This window comes from Accumulibacter sp. (assembly GCF_029255145.1).
In the GTDB taxonomy this organism is placed as follows: Bacteria; Pseudomonadota; Gammaproteobacteria; order Burkholderiales; family Rhodocyclaceae; genus Accumulibacter.
The window spans coordinates 1-16093 of record NZ_JAPUVQ010000008.1 but is presented as its reverse complement, the minus strand read 5'-3'; the positions used below and the strand labels follow the sequence as shown (position 1 = coordinate 16093).

Here is a 16093-nt window from a genome sequence, read left to right as displayed (position 1 = left end):
GCGCGAAAGTTCGTAGGCAATCGACTGATAGCGGTCACCCTTGGCCTCGATGCCGCGCTCGTTCGATGGACCGAGGGGGGCGCTGAGCATTCCGGCGTCGCTTGAATGTCAACACACTCTAGCGCCGCTCGACGATAAAATCGCCGTCCTGGTAGTGCCGCGAGAAGAACTGGTAGAGGCGATTCAGTACCTCCGCCCGATCCTGCTGCTCCGTCTGCTGCTGCCCCAAGGCTTCGCTACGGCTGCGATACTCGCTGACGAGATCTTTGGTTGCGGGCATTCGCTCGGCGTGGTCGAGCACCTCGTCACGCTGCTCATGCGTCATGCCCGGCTTCAAGCCGAGTAGTTCCTCTATCGCCTTCACCCGGAATCGGTCTTCGGCCAAGCCCTCGTGCCGCATGGCCGCGAAGGCGGCATCGAGCAGCTCGCCCAGCCGTCCGCCCCGCAATTCTCTGGCTTGATGGTCGACGACGATCTCGCCGAGCAAGGCCCTGACTTCCCGATTGTGTCGCCGAATGACACGATAAAGACCAAAATCGAGCGCCTCGGCCTCGTCGAGATGAAAGAACTCGCTCATCAGTTCGACAAAGCGGATTTCCACCTGCTGTCGCCGAGACAGCACCGTGGGCATTCTGGAACCTGAGTTCGCCATGGGCATCCCTGCGGTGATTCGAAAACTCCGCCAGCCTTTGTTCACAGCCGACTTGCGGAGGGGAGTTGCCCGCCTTGTGGCCGAAATCCCTGACCAGGTTAACCACCATGTCGACGCGATCGGGGCGATTCCATGGTGCTGGCAGCAGCGGTACGGGCCTGCACCATGGCCAGCCCCCCCTTCGTGTCAAGCGTCAACCGATACGCTTCGATTCGTCGCTTTGTTGCCGCTGCATCACGAGATGCTTTGTTTTTCACCTATTGACAGGGGCCGGCTAATGGGTGTGACCCCCGGTGCTTCGTTATGAGGTCAGCCTCGATGATGCCGAAGGGCCTCCCTAGCCCTTTGGCGGCAGCCTGAAGATCGCTGATGCTGATCATCGGCACCGCAAGACGAAGGCGGGCTGATGTGGTTTTTTGGCCTTGGCAAATCGGCGACGGCATTCATTTCGGCAATGCCTGGTGCCTGACCGGGAAAAGAGTATCGACGACACCCGCCGCGCCCTCCGCCCTACGTCCTACGAACCCTGCCGCGGCTGAAACGCCATCGACCTCGCCGAGACGCTGAAGGCGTCCGAGAAGCAGGCACCGTCTTCGGCGCCGTGCTGCTTGAGGAAGGGAAAGATCGCTTCGACCATGCGTACCGAGCCGCAGGCGTAGATTTCGTGCTCCTTGAGTTCGGGAAAGTCTTCGAGGATGGCTTCGTGGACGAGACCGGTGCGGCCGCTCCAGCCGTCTTCCGGCTCCGGTTCGGAGAGCACCGGGATAAAGTGGAAGTTGTCGTGCTCCTGCGCCCAGCGGGTAGGCAACTCGGGCAGGTAGAGGTCCTGCAGTCTTCTTACTCCCCAGTAGAGATGGATCTGCCGCTTGAGGCCGCGCTGGAAGGCGTCCTCGACCATGCTCTTGACCGGCGCGAAGCCGGTGGCGCCGGCGACGAAGACGATCGGACGCTCGGATTCGCGCAGGCTGAAGTCGCCGATCGGGCCTTCGAAGCGGATGTCGTCGCCTTCCTTCATCGCTTCGAAGACGTGCGTCGTGAACTTGCCACCGGTCATCAGCCGGATCTGCAGTTCGACGAACTCGGGTTCGTGCGGCGGGTTGGCGAACGAGAACGCGCGCCGCTGGCCGTCGTCGAGGATGATGTTGACGTACTGGCCGGCCTTGAACTTGATCTGCTGCCCTTCCGGCAGCTTGAGCAGAACACGCATCACGTCGTGCGTGAGCTTCTCCATCTTGACGACGCGGGCGTTGTATTCCTGGATGCCGCTGTTGACGGCGCTGGCCTGGTATTCGATGACCACGTCCTCGAGTGCTGTTGCGCAGCACGACAGCACCTTGCCCTGCGCCAGTTCGGCATCGGAGAGCGCGCTTGGCTGATAGAGGCCGGGGTCGACCTTGCCCTGCAGGACGGTGCACTTGCAGACGCCGCAGCCACCGTTGCGGCACTCGTATGGCAGGTTGATGTCCTGGCGCAGGCCGGCGTCGAGCAGGGTTTCGCCAAAGCGTGCGATGACCGATTTGTGATCGGGCTGGAAAGTGATCGAGGTCAGTGCCTTGGCTGACCCGAGCCGTTTCGGCGGTAGCCAGGGGACCAGGAACAGCAGGGCGGTGAGGCCGAGTACCCAGAACCAGAGATGCAGCGGGTTGGTGACGTAGACCAGCGCCAGCACCGGCAATTCGAACCAGTCGAAGGCGATGCCGGTGGGCACCACCGACATGTCGGCTTCACCGCCCTGGCTGAGAATCGGCTTGACCAGCGAGAGCGCGATGAACATCAGCGTCACGGCGATGGCGATCGGGCGCGGCGGATTGATGTGCGCGCGCGGGATGCGCTGCACGTGCACCCACATCACGAAGCCGATGATCAGCGGGACGCCGATGTGCAGGAAGGCGAGCAGGGTAAACAGGCGGCTGTTGACGCTTTCGAGGGTCAGGAAATTGCGGATCAGCGTGCCGTTGAACATTGGCAGGACGTCGAACCACTCGGCGGTGGCGATGACCACGAACTGCGCGAGCTTGTCCCAGACGAGCATGAAGCCATTGACGCCGGCGACGTAGATCAGCCACAGCAGGGCGACGCCGGTCAGCCACGAGAACGAGCGGAAGCCGCGATAGCGGTCGTAGGCGAAGTGCCGCAGCATGTGCAGCAGCATCGTCAGGATCATGCCGTCGGTGGCGTAACGGTGGATGCTGCGCAGGATGCCGCCCAGCCACCACTGGTCGTGGGTGATGCTCTCGACCGACTCGAATGCGTCGTGGACGCCGGTATCGGCGAAGATGTATAGGTAGAGACCCGAGCCCAGCAGCAGCCAGAATTGCCAGAAACTGATCGTGCCGAGGTGGTAGAAGGGGTTCATCTTGTCGCCGAAAGCGACGTTGAAAACGTTCTCGATGCGCATGAACAGCCAGCGGATCGCTTGTTGGATGAATTTGACCATTTTGATGTCAGCTCAGGAGATTAGTGAGGCGTGCGTACCGGCTGGAGCAGCCTTGCCGCGGCGGCGCGGGCGCAGACTGCCGGCGGCGGTCATTTGAAGAACAGCCCGCCGCGGTCGGGGTTGAAATCGATGACCATCACCTGGCGCGGGGCGAGGGTGATCTGCTCGCTCTTGACGTAGTCGAAACCGGGCTTGACCAGATTGTCGTCCATGCGAACGGTCAACTGGTGACTGCCGGCCTTGACCTCGAAGCGCCTGTAGACCGTCGACACGCCGTCCTTGTAGAGGCCGGTGGGGTGCATTACGGTGCGCACCAGCGGTTCGCCGTCGAGGTCGACTTCCAGCTTGATGTCCGAGCGCTCGCGCGGACAGTCCTTCGGGGCGCGCATGTTCGGCGGCATTTTGGCCAGCTCTTCGGGTGTTCGCTGGCGACATTCGCGGTCGCCGAGGTGGCTGATCGAAAGCTTGATCAGCGCAACGTCGTCGGCTATCTGATGGTACGTCGGCGAGGTGGCGAAGTAGCCGATGAAAGCGGCAAAGGCGCCGTAGAGAATCACCTGGCCGACGATGGCGGCGGGTTTAAGCATGATTTGGAGCTCTCCGCAGGTAGGATGGAAGTCGATCGTTCGCAACCCCGAGGGTTTCGATCCGGTTTCTGAATTCGGCCACCGCAGTGGCCAGTGCACTATGGTCGTGTGCCGAGCAGAGCAGCGGTTGCAGTCGCGATGGCGGCACGCTGTGGCGCAGGTGTGGTTCGCGCTCACCGAGCAGGCGCTCGCTGGTCCAGCGCTCGCCAAGGCGGAAGTCGCAGCCGCCGTCGCGGCAGGCAGTCACCACCACCCCGTCCGCACCGCCGCGCAGCGCATACTCGACGAAGGACGGTGGCAGCATGCCGGTGCAGATCAGGTCGATCACCGCGGTGTCGGCGGCGGCCAGGCCCCTGGCGTCGGCACCGCGCGCGCAGGAAAAAACGACGATGCGCGTACCGCCGGCGAGTCGCGCCAGCGCCTGCTCGAGTTGCTGGCGCAGCGTGTCGACCGGCAGTTGCGGCATGTCGATGCCGGTGATCAGCGTCTCGCGGCGGCGGAAGGGCGTTGACGACGGGCACGAGCCGGCGCAGATGCCGCAGCTGGCGCAGAGGTCGGGATCGACGACGGCGAGCTTGAAGCCGGGTCGGCCCGGGTGCGGCGCCATCGAGATCGCGGCGTAGGGACAGTCGGCGTGGCAACGGTCGCAGCCGGTACAGTTGGCGGGGTCGACAACGGCGACTGGCTGCGCACTGGCGTGTGGCAGCAACGGCAGCGCGAAGAGCAGCGCGGTCAGCGCGAAGAGCAGCGACCAGACGACCGCCGGCGAAGTGAGGTCGGTCAGCGGGTGAATGAACAGGATGAACCAGTCGAACGCCAGGTCGCCGGGAACGGTCGCCAGATTGGCGGGTGGGTTGCTGAGTGCTGGTCTGAACAGCGCGAGTAGCGTCAAGGTGGCTGCGGTGGCGAGCATCACGCGCCGCGTTGGCAGGTAATCGACGTGGCCGATGCGATGAACGTGTGCCCACAGGCCGAGGATCAGCAACAGCGGGACGCCGAGATGGATGAAGATCAGGACGGTGAAGAAGCGGTCGCTGATCGCGTCCGGAGACATGAAGTTGCGCGCTGACGGCTCGCTGAAGATCGGTAGCCAGTCGAGCAGTTCCGTGGTCGCGGTGGCCGAGACCTGCGCGAGTTGGTCCCAGACGATCCAGTAGCCGCCGATTCCGGCGATATAGGCCAGCCAGATCAGCGGCACGCCGGTCATCCATGAATAGAGGCGGAAGCCGTAGTAACGGCCGTAGGACCATTCGCGAACGAGGTGCAGCATCATCGCCAGCATGAAGGCGTCGGAGGCGTAGCGATGCAGGCTGCGCAGGACGCCGCCGAGATACCACTGCTCGTGCGAGAGCATACCGATCGAGTCGTACACGGCGTCGATGCCGGCGTCGAGGACGGTGTACAAGTAGAGGCCGCTGCCGACGACGATCCAGAGCAGGTAAAGGCCCATCGCGCCGAGGTGGCGCAGCGGGTTGTCCTGGCCGCCGAAGGGTGCATCGAACGCCTCTTCAACGCGCAGGAAAACGCTCTTGGTGCCGTTGCGCAATGCTGCGTGGAAGTTCACGTGGCGGGGCCTCTGAAGCGGTGATGATGATGATAATTATTAGCCGTTGATTATATTCCCGGCAGGCCGCAGGCGACTTGACACGAGTCAAATCCGAAACAGGCCACGGGTCGGGAAGCCGGGCCGCCGTTCGCGCCCTAGACGCCTTCGGCAAAACCCTGTTGCCGCCAGGCCTCGAAGACCATCACCGCGACCGCATTCGAGAGGTTCAGGCTGCGTTGCCCGGGCAGCATGGGGAGGCGCAGACGCTGCTCGTCGGCAAACTCGGCCATCACCTCGGGCGGCAGCCCACTGGTTTCCTGGCCAAAGACGAAAACGTCGTCGCTGGCAAGAGCTGGATCGTCGAAGCGCCGTCCCCCGCGCGTCGTCATCGCGAAACGCCGCCGCCCGTCCAGGGCTTGCTTGCAGGCGTCCCAGTCGCGGTGCCGGAGGACGCGCACGAACTCGTGATAATCGAGGCCGGCACGCTTCAGCGAGGCGTCTTCCCAGCGAAAGCCGAGCGGCTCGACGAGGTGCAGTTGACAGCCGGTGTTGGCGCACAGACGGATGACGTTGCCGGTGTTCGGCGGGATTTCGGGTCGGAAGAGGACGACTGCGGTCAATGAGTGCTCCGGAGAACGGTTTTCTTGCGTACGGTGAAAGTCGTGGTCGCCATTCACCAGTCACGAGCCGAGGGCTGCGCTTGTTCGGAAGAGGCAGGTGGACGGCTGCGTCGCTGCGCGCCCCGCCGTGACGGCGTGGCAGCCTGTTGGTCGTCGCGAAGGAAGTGAAGCGGGACTGGCTCTGGCCGGCGGGCGGCCGCTCGCCGATCAGGGTGCCTTGGGCGCGTCGCGGCGCCGATTTCTCCAGAAGTTGATCGACAGGTAGATCATGAAGCCGGCGAAGGTCAGGAAGCCGGCGAACATGAAGTACAGCGAGTAGTCGGTGCGATAGCGCCCGGTCTGCGGGTCGTAGACCGAGCAGATGATTCGCACACGTGCCATGATCTCCCGCAGCGTGCCCATCTCGGACGGAATGGCCGACCCGGTGATCAGCAGCTTTAGCGGCTCGGCGAGGTCTTCGGCGGTGAATTTTTCGCCATAGACCTGGCGGACGATCTTGCCTTCGGCGTTGACCATCGTCACCTGGTTGAGGTGGTCGAACCCGGCTGCGGTGGCGACGAAGCGGAAGCCGAAATGAGCCGTGAGCTGGTCGACGATCGCCGGTGCCGGGCTGAGGAAATTCCAGTTGGGGAGGTCGATGCCGTACTGCCGGGAGAAGTCCTTCAGCGCCGCTGGCGAGTCAAAGGGCTGGTTGAAGCCGATGCTGATCACGTTGAAGCGGTCGGCGCCCATCACGCCGACCGTGCTCTGCAGTGCCTTCTGCAGGTTGCGGGTGGTCGTCGGGCAGACCTGGAAGCAGGCGGTGTACATGAAGTTGACCAGCAGCGGCTTGCCACGATAACGCGACAGTTCGACCGGTTGCCCTTCTCGGTCGAGCAGGACGAAGTCGCCCAGTGTTCTGCCGATCGCGGCTTGCGAGAAGGCAAACGCGTCCTTTTCGTCGAGCGCGGTCAGCGTCAGGCCGCCGCTGAGCAGCCCCTGCGGGCGAGCCGTGAGCTTGGGTTGGTCGGCCGCCGCCTGGTCGGCGAGCAAGGGGGCTGCAGCGAGCAACAGAATCGACGCCACCAGGGCGCGACAATAAGGACCAATCATCGGCAGGTGCCAGTTGTGGATCAGGGCAGCGGAACGTCAGGATACGAACTGACTGTCCACGATGGCCGCCACAAGCACCAGTGTCAACTGTATCAGCGAGGCATGGAAGCAGACCATCGCCGATTTGCGATTGGTGTCACGAGTCAATAGCCACGCTTTCTGGATGAACAGAAAGCCACCGATGGCCGCGCCGGCGAAGTAGATCATGCCGAGCCCAAAGGCCAGGGGAATGAGGGACGCGGCAACCAGCGCCAGGGTACTGAGGAAAATGGTCCGGGCGGCGCGCTGGTCACCGACGACGACCGGCAGCATCGGCACGCCGGCCGCTGCGTAGTCGTCGCGGAAAGCGATCGCCAGGCTCCAGAAGTGGGGCGGCGTCCACAGAAAGAGGACCAGCGCCAGCGCCAGCGGGACGGCGCCGAGTTGCGGGTCGGCGGCGGTGGCGCCAGCGAGGACCGCCCAGCTACCGGCCAGCCCGCCAAAGACAATATTCAGCCAGGTACGGCGCTTGAGCCACACGGTATAGACGATGGCGTAGAAGAATGCGCCCAGGAAAACAAACAGCGCAGACCAGGCATTGAGGGCGATCCAGGCGGCACCAACCGATAGCGTCATCAAGGCGCCAATCACCAGCAACCAGATCGGCCCGTGCCGCAGTTCGCCGGTGACGAAGGGGCGCTTGCTGGTTCGCGCCATCAGGTGGTCACTGTCGTGTTCGTAATACTGGTTGAAGGCGCCGGCGCTCGCCGACGAGACCAGCACCGAAAGCGTCAGCACCAGCAGTTGCAGCGGGCTCAGGCTGGGTCCCGGACCGACGGCGAGTCCGGCGAGGGCGGTGAACGTGATGACGACGCCGATACGCAGCTTGAAGACGCCCAGAATGGCACGGAAAGGGAAGCCGGAAGTGCTGTTCGTTGGCTGAGTCGAGGGCATGGGCGTCGGTGTGGGGCGGCGATCAATTGGGACAGGAGTAGGCACGACAGGACCCTGGGAGGGGTCGGACCTGCTTCAATCGGGCCTGTCAGCCAGGCCCGATTGAAGCAGGCCCCCACGCCGGCGGCGTGGGGGCGAGCTCAATCAGCTGAGCAACCAGACTTCGGACAGGTACTTCCAGTTGACGAAGTAGTAGAGCACGAAGGACACGAACAGCAACAAGGCCAGGACGACGGTGCCGGGAACCGGCTGGTGGTCGCTGCCATGCGCGACGGCCGAGGCCGCTTGCGTGTTGCCCGGGATCGGGGTCGGCTTGTCGGAGACCTTGCCGCCGTCGAGTTTCTTGCCGAACAACAGCGAGCCGACGATCAGCAGGATCCACAGGCCGCCGCCGATGACGGCGATCACCCCGAAGATCCCGGTCAGGCCCATCATCAGGTAGGCGGCACCCGGCCATTCATACTGGAAAGGTGCGCCGGAGAAGGCCATGTCCCAGTGCCGGCGGGAGACGCCCAGCGTGCCGGCGCCCATCATCACCAGCCCGAGGATGGACATGCTGATGCCGAACAGGTAGGGCTGAATCTGGCACAGTTTCGGCAGGATCAGTTCGCGCCGGAAGAGCACCGGAACCAGCAGGAAGGTGATCGACATGAAGGCCAGGGTGGTGCCGGTGACGACCGTGGTATGGAAGTGGCCAGGGACGTAGAAGGTGTTGTGCATCAGCATGTTGATCTGCTCGGTACCGAGGACGACACCGGAGATGCCGCCCAGGAAGCCGAAGCTGACCAGCGAAATGAACATGCCGGAGAACACCGGGTTGCCCCAGGGCGCCTTGCGCAGCCACTCGAACAGGCCGTTGGTAAAACCCCTGCGCCGTTGTGCAGCCTCGATCGCACCAGGGACCGTGAACCCGTGGATCATCGACGCCATGACCGCGAAGTACATGAAGTACGAGGTGTTGAGCACTTTCCACTCGGCACTCATTCCCGGGTCGGACAGCAGGTGGTGCGCGCTGGCCAGTTGCAGGAAAAGGATGTAGAGCAGGAAGGCGAAGCGCGACACTTTCTCGGACAGCGGTTTGGCGTTGAACAGCACGGCCGCGGTCAGGTACCAGATGGAAACGTGCGCGGCAACGTTGATCTGCTGCGACGAGTGTCCCAGGCCCCACCACACCATGCGGTATAGTTGCGCGTCGATTTCCTTGAGTATTCCGACCGACCAGAGGAAGGTCGGGATCAGGATGCCGGCACCGGAAAGTATGGTGAAGGTGGCGATGATCGCCGCGGTCAGCGCACCGAAGGTCACCAGTGGCAGCGAGCCCTGGTAGGTCTTGTCCTTCTTCGCAACGACCAGCGTGCCGAAGAAGACGCAGGTGCCGAGCAGGGCGCCGACGGCGACCAGGATGATTCCCAGATAGAAGTGGGGGGCAGCCTGCATCGGCACGTAGGAGGTGAACATGACGCTCGATTCGCCCTGGAAAATGGCGATGTTGGTCATGATGCCGCCAACGACCATCAGCCAGAAACCAAGCCAGGCGATCTTCGGTGCGGCCAGCCGGCAGCGCAGCAGAGTCGATGAGGCGAAGTAGAGAACGGCCATTTCGAAGAACAGGATCCACAGGATCAGCATGTCGATGCCGTGCGCCGTGAGGATCAGGTAGAACTGGTCAGCCGGCAGCAGCTTGATCGCCGGCCAGCGGGTGAGGATGACCAGCAGGGCGGTGATGCCGCCGACCAGCAGCCAGAGGACGCCGGCGACGGCGTTCCAGCGCATCAGTTTCTCGGCCTGGTCCTCAAACTGCATTCCTGATATGGGACAGGTACGGTAGGTAGTTGCCATCTCTCTTTTTCCCCCTTATTTCACGTAAATACGGCCGAGCATCGAGTGGTGGCCGATGCCGCAGTATTCGTTGCAGACGATGGCGTAGGTGCCCTTCTTGGTCGGCGTCATCTTGACGACATGCTCATAGCCAGGGATCACCTGGATATTGATGTTCACCGGCTGCAGCGAGAAGCCGTGGTTGTAGTCCATCGACGACAGGTGGATCTTGTAGGTCTGACCCTCCTCCAGTTCGAGGATCGGATACCAGGCCCACAGGCGGGCGATCAGGTAGCCGTCGCCACCGGCCGGAACCTTGACCACCGGGATGTCCTGCTCGGTTTCGGTGCGGATGGTGTTCTCGGCGATGAACTTCTCGGCCTTGGCGGCGAACAGTTCGGGGGTGGTCTTGTACGCCTCGTTGGACAGGTTCTGCTTCCCGTAGATGTGCCAGTAGATCATCATCCCGAACATGATCATCCCCCAGACGAAGGCGATCGCGATCCACGCCCATTCGACCTTGTCGATGGGTTGCTTCCACCAGAGCCGATCTGACGGCGGCAGAATTGCACTCATATTTCTCTCTCCCTGATATGACTGACTGGCTTACTTGGCGACCGGCGTGTTCATGATGTCGATGATGCCCCACAGGATGTAGAGCAACCCGGGCGAGGCCACTCCGAGAAAAAGCAGCAGGAAGTGGTTGTCCAGCAGCTTCTGCATGAACGGGATGTCGTCATCTTTCTCGTCGACCATTGGTGAATCCTCCATCACTGATTGGCGCTCGTGGCGCTTGGCATTTGCCGATCACGGCGAATTTCTTGGGCTTTCGGGGCACAATTGCCGGAAGGATACGCGCAGTTGCCTCGCCTTTGATTTGATTCACGTCAAGAACGGGGAAAGACGGTGATGGTCGGAAAAGCCAGCAATCACGGGCATTGTGGCGCCATTGATGCGGCCGATCGTCGCAGCCCCCGCCGCGCTCAAGGAGCGTCTCATTGCGCCTATAATTCGCGCTTCGCCCTTTCTCTTCTGGCCGGGTTCCTGGAATGGACAAAGTCGCTCGTCGGCAAATCGCGCTCTGGCTGCTCACTTGCAGCGCCATGGTTTTTGCCATTCTGGTGGTCGGCGGGGTTACCCGTCTGACGCATTCCGGTCTGTCGATCGTCGAGTGGCAGCCGATCATCGGTGTCGTGCCGCCGCTCGATCAGGCCGAGTGGGATGCGACCTTCGACAAGTACAAGAAGACCCCGGAATATCTGAAGGTTAACCATCAGATGTCGCTCGACGAGTTCAAGGGGATCTTCTTCTGGGAGTACTGGCACCGCGTTCTGGGACGGCTGATCGGCGTCGTCTTCCTGCTGCCATTCCTCTATTTCTGGGTGCGGCGCAAAATCGACCGGCCGCTGCTGCCGCAGCTGCTGGGGATTTTCGTGCTCGGCGGGATGCAGGGGGCAATGGGCTGGTACATGGTCAAGAGCGGGCTGGTCGACGACCCGCGGGTCAGCCACTATCGGCTGACTGCGCATCTGTCGCTGGCCTTCCTGATCTTCATGGCGATGTTCTGGCTGGCACTCGGGTTGCTCGCCGAGCGTGCGCGGCCGAGCACCGATGCGGCGCTGAAGCGATTGCAGCGCATCGGCTTCTGGCTGGTGATCCTGGTCGCCTACATGGTCGTCAGTGGTGGTTTCGTCGCCGGCATTCGGGCCGGCAAGGCCTACAACAGCTTCCCGCTGATGAACGGCCACATCCTGCCGCCGGAAAGCTTCGTCATCGACCCGTGGTACCTCAACTTCTTCAACAACATGGCGCTGGTCCAGTTCGACCATCGGCTGGGAGCATGGCTGCTCGCCATCCTGCTGCCCTGGTTCTGGTGGAAGATCCGGGCGGCAGCTGTTTCCCCGACAGCGCGTCTGGCCGCGACATGGGTGGTGGTGGCGTTGTACGCGCAGATCGTGCTCGGGATTTCAACCCTGCTGCTGGCGGTTCCGGTCGGGCTGGGTGCCGCGCATCAGGGCGGCGCGATGATCGTTCTCGGTCTGCTGCTGTGGCTGAATCACGAGCTGCGGGTGGCGCGGGTGGCGGGCCTGGCCACTTGATCGCCAGCCCCGGTCTGCGGCTGCGGCAGGTTCGCAGGATGGCGCTGCTGCTGACCGCGCTGGCGCTGCTGGTGGTTTTGCTCAGCGCCTATCTTCGTCTCGATGGCGCCGGACTCGGTTGCGCCGATTGGCCCGCGTGCTACGGACAACTGCTCCGTGGCGAACCGCCAGCGCAAGCGTTCGGGTTGCCGCGGCTGCTGCATCGCGGCGCCGCTTCGGTCTTCTTTCTGCTGGTCTTTTACCTGCTCTGGTTGTGTCTGCGTCGTCCGTCGATCCGGCCGGCCGTGCGTCCGGCGACGCTGCTGGCCTTGCTGGTACTGGCGCTGGCAACGCTCGGTTTCTGGAGTTCAGACCCGCGGCTGGTGCTGGTGGGCTTCATGAACATCATCGGTGGCCTGGGTCTGGTGAGCTGTTCATGGCGAGTGGTGCTGGCCAGTGGGCCGGACTATCAGTTCGAACGGGCGCCGACCTTGGCGCTGCGTCTCGGCGCGGCGACGCTATCGCTGACAGTGGTCGTCGGCGCACTGATCGGCGCCGGTGCTGCAGCGCTGGCTTGTCCTACGCTTCCCGACTGTGGCGGCCAATGGTGGCCGGCTGCGGCTGGCTGGGCCGCGCTGCAGCCATTCGCGACGCTGGCTGATGTGCGGCCTGCCGGCGACGCCGGCGGGGTCACCCTGCATCTGCTGCACCGCTGGGGTGCGCTTGGGTCGTTTCTGCTGCTGGGCATCGCCGCGCTGCAGGCGCTCGCCGACGAGGCGACGCGCAAGTCGGCGGTGACCCTGCTGCTGCTATTGGCGGCCGCAGTCGCGCTGGGAGGCCTGACGGTGCGCAGTGGCTTCACTCTGTGGCTGGCGGTCGCCCACGGCGTCTGCGCAGCGGCGCTGCTGGCGACTATGAGCACGCTTCACCGACGCTGAGCACCAGTGGGCAGCGCCGCGGGGGCGCCGTCGGCGCTCAGTGCTGGTGCTCGCCTGCCGGTGTCGCGGCCAGGTCGCGCACTTCGGCCTTGATCTGGACAGCTTCGACCTTCTTGCCCGGAGTCTCGACCTGCAGCGTCAGGGCTACCGAATCGCCCCTCTTGAGCGGCTGCTTGAGGTTCAGCAGCATCACGTGGTAGCCCCCTGGTGCCAGCTGCACCGGCTTGCCGGCAGGCAGTTCCAGCCGTTCGACAGCGCGCATCTTCATGATCCCGCCGTCCATCTTCATTTCGTGGATCTCGCTGACGCCGGCGACCGGGCTGGCAGCGCCGACGAGTGTTGCGCCGGATTTGCTGGTGATTTCGAGGAAGGCGCCGGTAGCCTTCTGGCCGGTCACCGTTCCCCGTACCCACGCATCCTTGACCTCGACATCAGCGGCCAAGGCGGCCGTCGCAGAGACGCCGAGCAGAATGGCCATCGCCAGTTGGGTTCGCGTTGCCTTCAAGCTGCACTCCTCGGTTGTTCAGAGGGCCAGATTATAAACGGCGGGCTGTTGCAGCCGTGTGCGACAAGATGCCGCAGTTGGCCTGTCGAACAGCAGGAGCACCCTCAGGGCTTCTGGATCCAGATGCCTTGGCCATCCTCGATCCACCAGCCGGAATGAAACTGCGCCTTCCAGCGCTTGATCTGGGCCTGGCGGGTGGCCGGCTCGGCGCTCTGGCCGCCGTGGGCTTCGGCGATGGCGTAGATCAGCGAGTTGCGATCCGGGTTTTCCTGGTCGATCAGTTTCTCGGCGATCTGCCGTTGTGCCAGGTTGAGCCGGCTGCCATCACGCATCTTGATCATGCCGTCGTTACCGAGTCCGATGATGCCGACTTCGTAGAACCGGACCAGTCGCGAGGTCCGCTGCGCCAGCGAGTGCTTGACGATGATCACCGGTGGCGTGCCGATATCGAGATTGATCTCGTCGCCGGGTGCTGCGGCAAGGACCGGCAGGGAAAGGAAGAGCAGCAGCAATAGACGTCGCATGTGATGTGTCCTGAACAGTCATTCGCCGGCGAGCAGGCGTTTCACGTCGGCCGCCACGCTTGCCGGTAGCTCGCCGTGGCGGACCAGCAGCCTGATCCGCCCCTGCGGGTCGAAGACGTAGCTGCCGGTGGTGTGGTCCAGGGTGTAGCTGTCGGGTGTGCGGCCGGCCTGTTTCGCGTAGAACACCTTGAAGTCCTTGGCCACTGCCCTGGTTGCTGCCTCGTCGCCGCGCAGACCGAGGAAGCTGGGGTCGAAAGCGGTGACGTACTCGGAAAGCAGCTGCGCGGTGTCACGCTCCGGATCGAGCGTCACGAACAGCACCTGCACCCGGCTCGCCTGGTCGCCGAGACGAGACAGCACCTCGCGCATCGAAGACAGCGTGGTCGGACAGACGTCGGGACACTGGGTATAACCGAAGAACACGATGACCGCCTTGCCCTTGAAATCGGCCAGATGACGCAACTGCCCATGGTGGTCGGTCAAAGCGAAGTCCTTGCCCCAGTCGACTGCGGAAATGTCGGTCGACGTGAAAGCCGGCGGGGCAGGCGAACAGGCGGCAAGCAGCAGGGTGAGGCCAAGGATCAGGGTCGAGAGTATTTTCATGTCGTCAATTGCCCGCCGCGAAAGCCTGCTTCCGGCCTGGAGTAGGGAAGCGGGGGACGCGAGCTGGCATTCTCTTTCAATTCATCGATGATCTGCGATAGGCGTGTGCCGGTCAGCGGCGTCTTGCAGGTCGCGGCTGCTCGTCGTCGGCCGCGGTCGGCTTGTGGCACCGCACCGGGCATTGTCGGTGCAGGTGCCGGCTTGCCGCCTTGACACAAGTCAATCATTGTCCGCCATTCCGCGGCCACGGACCACGGATATTTCTCGACGACGCGCGGGTCGTCTCTCGCTACCGTCCAGTGGTCAGCATCAGCGATGCAGGTCTGACGCCTGTCGAGCAGCCAGGCGGATTCCTGCGGCGCCCGCCTTGGGGCGGGGATCAGCCTGAGCTTGCCGCGCCCGGGAGACGCTTTCCGTGCCGGCCCAGCAGGGCCAGCGCCTCGTTGGCGACCAGCGCGCCGAGGACCAGGGCGCCGCCGGTCAGCGTACTTGCCCCGGGAGTTTCGCCGGCGCCCAGCCACGCCCAGCTGACGCCGAAAACGACTTCGAGCAGGCCAAGCAGGGCGATTTCCGGCGCCGGCAGTTCGCGCGAGACGCGCACCAGCAGCAGACACGGTAGCGCCAGCTGAACGCTGCCGAGCATTGCAAGCAGGACCAGGTCGTGCGTCGATGCCTGGAAGGGGAGTGCGAACGGCAAGGTATACAGCGCTGACAGGACGGCGCCGATTAGCACCGCCGGCAACATATCCTGACGGGCGGCTTTGGCCGGGTCGGCCGGGCCATGGCCAACGTGCTGCAGCATCGTGAAGTTGAGCGCCGCGGCCAGCGGGACCGCCAGCGCAACCAGTGTGCCGGTCAGCGATAACCCGCTTCGAGCCTCCTGTCCGAACATCCAGGCAATTCCAAGACCGGCGGCCGCGATTGCCAGCCAGGTCCTGATCGGCAGCCGGTGGCGCAGGAAAATGCGCGCGAACAAGGCGGTGATCAATGGCCCGACGGCCATCGTCACCAGCACGTTGGCGACCGTGGTCAGGGTAATGGCGACCATGAAGGCGGTAAACATCACCGACCAGCAGACAGCCGAGAACCACACCGGCCATGGCGCGTGCAGGAGCGCGCGCCAGAGGCGCGGGCCACGGATCAGCGTCAGGGCGATGCTCAGCGTCACGGCGTTGAACAGGCTGCGCCAGAAAGTGACCTCGAAGCTGCCGGCCTGCTCCAGATGGCGGGAGACCACCCCGGCCATGCTCCACAGCAGCGTGATCAAGACCATCAGGGCGAGCGCTCGACGGTGCGACATTTCAGTGCTTCCTGCCGCCAAGGGCGATGCGGTGGGAGAAAAGGCAGCCATTGTGCAACATTTGCTGTCGCTTGAAGTCATTTCACGGCGATGCGGCGGCGAAGCTCTTCCTTCGTTCCGGCGTAGCGGTGCACGATCTGGCAAGCACCGTCTGTGCTCAGCGCCGAGTCGACCAGTTTCGACGCGCGTCAGGCACATTTCGGAAGCGTGCCGTGGGGACGTGCAATCTGCCGACGCCTGCGGGCATACGCCGGCGGTCAGCGGCGCCAAAGAAGTGCAGGGTCAAGTGCAATCTATCTGCCCTTGACCGCGCCGGACGCGATGGGCCATGACCCATCTCGTTATACACAACTCACTCAGCATAACTTGGCCGCCCGATGGGCCCTGGCAAATAGTTGACGGATTTTGTCTGGTATACCCCTTGCTTGCCCTTTCCCATTTTCATAGGGATCGGGCGATG

Annotated in this window: 16 protein-coding genes; 2 read left to right on the top strand and 14 right to left on the bottom strand. The window is 63.5% G+C overall.

Annotated elements, in window-relative coordinates; translation table 11 throughout:
• Window positions 1–118: 118 nt before the first annotated feature.
• The 10 genes from Q1L50_RS00720 to Q1L50_RS00675 form a co-directional block, all read right to left on the bottom strand.
• Window positions 119–697, bottom strand: coding sequence for a hypothetical protein (locus Q1L50_RS00720; RefSeq protein WP_300335185.1), 579 nt, complete (start codon window positions 695–697; stop codon window positions 119–121).
• 472 nt (window positions 698–1169) lie between these two features.
• Window positions 1170–3089, bottom strand: a complete 1920-nt coding sequence (locus Q1L50_RS00715) for a 2Fe-2S iron-sulfur cluster-binding protein (protein ID WP_300335183.1) — start codon at window positions 3087–3089, stop codon at window positions 1170–1172.
• A gap of 89 nt (window positions 3090–3178) precedes the next feature.
• A complete protein-coding gene (locus tag Q1L50_RS00710) occupies window positions 3179–3676 on the bottom strand; it encodes a hypothetical protein (protein WP_300335181.1) in 498 nt (165 codons plus the stop codon).
• Complete coding sequence (locus Q1L50_RS00705) at window positions 3669–5240, bottom strand: hydrogenase iron-sulfur subunit (RefSeq protein WP_300335179.1); 1572 nt, start codon at window positions 5238–5240, stop codon at window positions 3669–3671. The genes Q1L50_RS00710 and Q1L50_RS00705 overlap by 8 nt, the downstream gene beginning before the upstream one ends.
• A gap of 137 nt (window positions 5241–5377) precedes the next feature.
• A complete protein-coding gene (locus Q1L50_RS00700) occupies window positions 5378–5842 on the bottom strand; it encodes a tRNA (cytidine(34)-2'-O)-methyltransferase (RefSeq protein WP_300335178.1) in 465 nt (154 codons plus the stop codon).
• Between the two features lie 207 nt (window positions 5843–6049).
• Window positions 6050–6934: an SCO family protein gene (locus tag Q1L50_RS00695; RefSeq protein WP_300335176.1), complete on the bottom strand. Its 885-nt coding sequence runs from the start codon at window positions 6932–6934 to the stop codon at window positions 6050–6052.
• A gap of 36 nt (window positions 6935–6970) precedes the next feature.
• Window positions 6971–7867 carry a heme o synthase gene (gene cyoE / locus Q1L50_RS00690; protein WP_300335174.1) on the bottom strand — a complete coding sequence of 299 codons (897 nt, stop codon included), beginning with the start codon at window positions 7865–7867 and terminating at the stop codon, window positions 6971–6973.
• 144 nt (window positions 7868–8011) lie between these two features.
• Window positions 8012–9706: a cbb3-type cytochrome c oxidase subunit I gene (locus Q1L50_RS00685; RefSeq protein WP_300335172.1), complete on the bottom strand. Its 1695-nt coding sequence runs from the start codon at window positions 9704–9706 to the stop codon at window positions 8012–8014.
• A 15-nt stretch (window positions 9707–9721) separates the two neighbouring features.
• The gene (locus Q1L50_RS00680; RefSeq protein WP_300335171.1) at window positions 9722–10261 is read right to left on the bottom strand and encodes a cytochrome C oxidase subunit II; all 540 of its coding nucleotides are present in this window, start codon (window positions 10259–10261) and stop codon (window positions 9722–9724) included.
• Between the two features lie 30 nt (window positions 10262–10291).
• Window positions 10292–10441: a hypothetical protein gene (locus Q1L50_RS00675; protein WP_291992658.1), complete on the bottom strand. Its 150-nt coding sequence runs from the start codon at window positions 10439–10441 to the stop codon at window positions 10292–10294.
• A gap of 293 nt (window positions 10442–10734) precedes the next feature.
• On the opposite strand from Q1L50_RS00675, the gene Q1L50_RS00670 reads away from it, so the two are divergent.
• Window positions 10735–11784, top strand: coding sequence for a COX15/CtaA family protein (locus Q1L50_RS00670; protein ID WP_300335170.1), 1050 nt, complete (start codon window positions 10735–10737; stop codon window positions 11782–11784).
• Window positions 11781–12701, top strand: a complete 921-nt coding sequence (locus Q1L50_RS00665; RefSeq protein ID WP_300335168.1) for a COX15/CtaA family protein — start codon at window positions 11781–11783, stop codon at window positions 12699–12701. Before Q1L50_RS00670 ends, Q1L50_RS00665 begins: the two co-directional genes overlap by 4 nt.
• 37 nt (window positions 12702–12738) lie before the next feature.
• Here Q1L50_RS00665 and Q1L50_RS00660 read toward each other — a convergent pair whose 3' ends face one another.
• From Q1L50_RS00660 to Q1L50_RS00645, 4 genes are all read right to left on the bottom strand, one after another.
• Window positions 12739–13179: a copper chaperone PCu(A)C gene (locus tag Q1L50_RS00660; protein ID WP_300335186.1), complete on the bottom strand. Its 441-nt coding sequence runs from the start codon at window positions 13177–13179 to the stop codon at window positions 12739–12741.
• A 131-nt stretch (window positions 13180–13310) separates the two neighbouring features.
• Entirely contained in the window at window positions 13311–13730 is a 420-nt protein-coding gene (locus Q1L50_RS00655; RefSeq protein ID WP_300335167.1) for a DUF1318 domain-containing protein, read from the bottom strand.
• 18 nt (window positions 13731–13748) lie between these two features.
• The gene (locus Q1L50_RS00650; protein ID WP_300335165.1) at window positions 13749–14333 is read right to left on the bottom strand and encodes an SCO family protein; all 585 of its coding nucleotides are present in this window, start codon (window positions 14331–14333) and stop codon (window positions 13749–13751) included.
• 379 nt (window positions 14334–14712) lie between these two features.
• On the bottom strand, window positions 14713–15633 hold the full coding sequence (locus Q1L50_RS00645) for a DMT family transporter (RefSeq protein ID WP_300335163.1): 921 nt from the start codon (window positions 15631–15633) through the stop codon (window positions 14713–14715).
• Window positions 15634–16093 lie beyond the last annotated feature (460 nt).

Coding starts and splice junctions, on each gene's coding strand:
- Q1L50_RS00670 (WP_300335170.1), top strand. CDS start 10,735: ATGGACAAAGTCGCTCGTCGGCAAATCGCGCTCTGGCTGCTCACTTGC.
- Q1L50_RS00715 (WP_300335183.1), bottom strand. CDS start 3,089: ATGGTCAAATTCATCCAACAAGCGATCCGCTGGCTGTTCATGCGCATC.
- Q1L50_RS00695 (WP_300335176.1), bottom strand. CDS start 6,934: ATGATTGGTCCTTATTGTCGCGCCCTGGTGGCGTCGATTCTGTTGCTC.
- Q1L50_RS00660 (WP_300335186.1), bottom strand. CDS start 13,179: ATGGCCATTCTGCTCGGCGTCTCTGCGACGGCCGCCTTGGCCGCTGAT.
- Q1L50_RS00685 (WP_300335172.1), bottom strand. CDS start 9,706: ATGGCAACTACCTACCGTACCTGTCCCATATCAGGAATGCAGTTTGAG.
- cyoE (WP_300335174.1), bottom strand. CDS start 7,867: ATGCCCTCGACTCAGCCAACGAACAGCACTTCCGGCTTCCCTTTCCGT.
- Q1L50_RS00680 (WP_300335171.1), bottom strand. CDS start 10,261: ATGAGTGCAATTCTGCCGCCGTCAGATCGGCTCTGGTGGAAGCAACCC.
- Q1L50_RS00675 (WP_291992658.1), bottom strand. CDS start 10,441: ATGGTCGACGAGAAAGATGACGACATCCCGTTCATGCAGAAGCTGCTG.
- Q1L50_RS00655 (WP_300335167.1), bottom strand. CDS start 13,730: ATGCGACGTCTATTGCTGCTGCTCTTCCTTTCCCTGCCGGTCCTTGCC.
- Q1L50_RS00645 (WP_300335163.1), bottom strand. CDS start 15,633: ATGTCGCACCGTCGAGCGCTCGCCCTGATGGTCTTGATCACGCTGCTG.
- Q1L50_RS00710 (WP_300335181.1), bottom strand. CDS start 3,676: ATGCTTAAACCCGCCGCCATCGTCGGCCAGGTGATTCTCTACGGCGCC.
- Q1L50_RS00650 (WP_300335165.1), bottom strand. CDS start 14,333: ATGAAAATACTCTCGACCCTGATCCTTGGCCTCACCCTGCTGCTTGCC.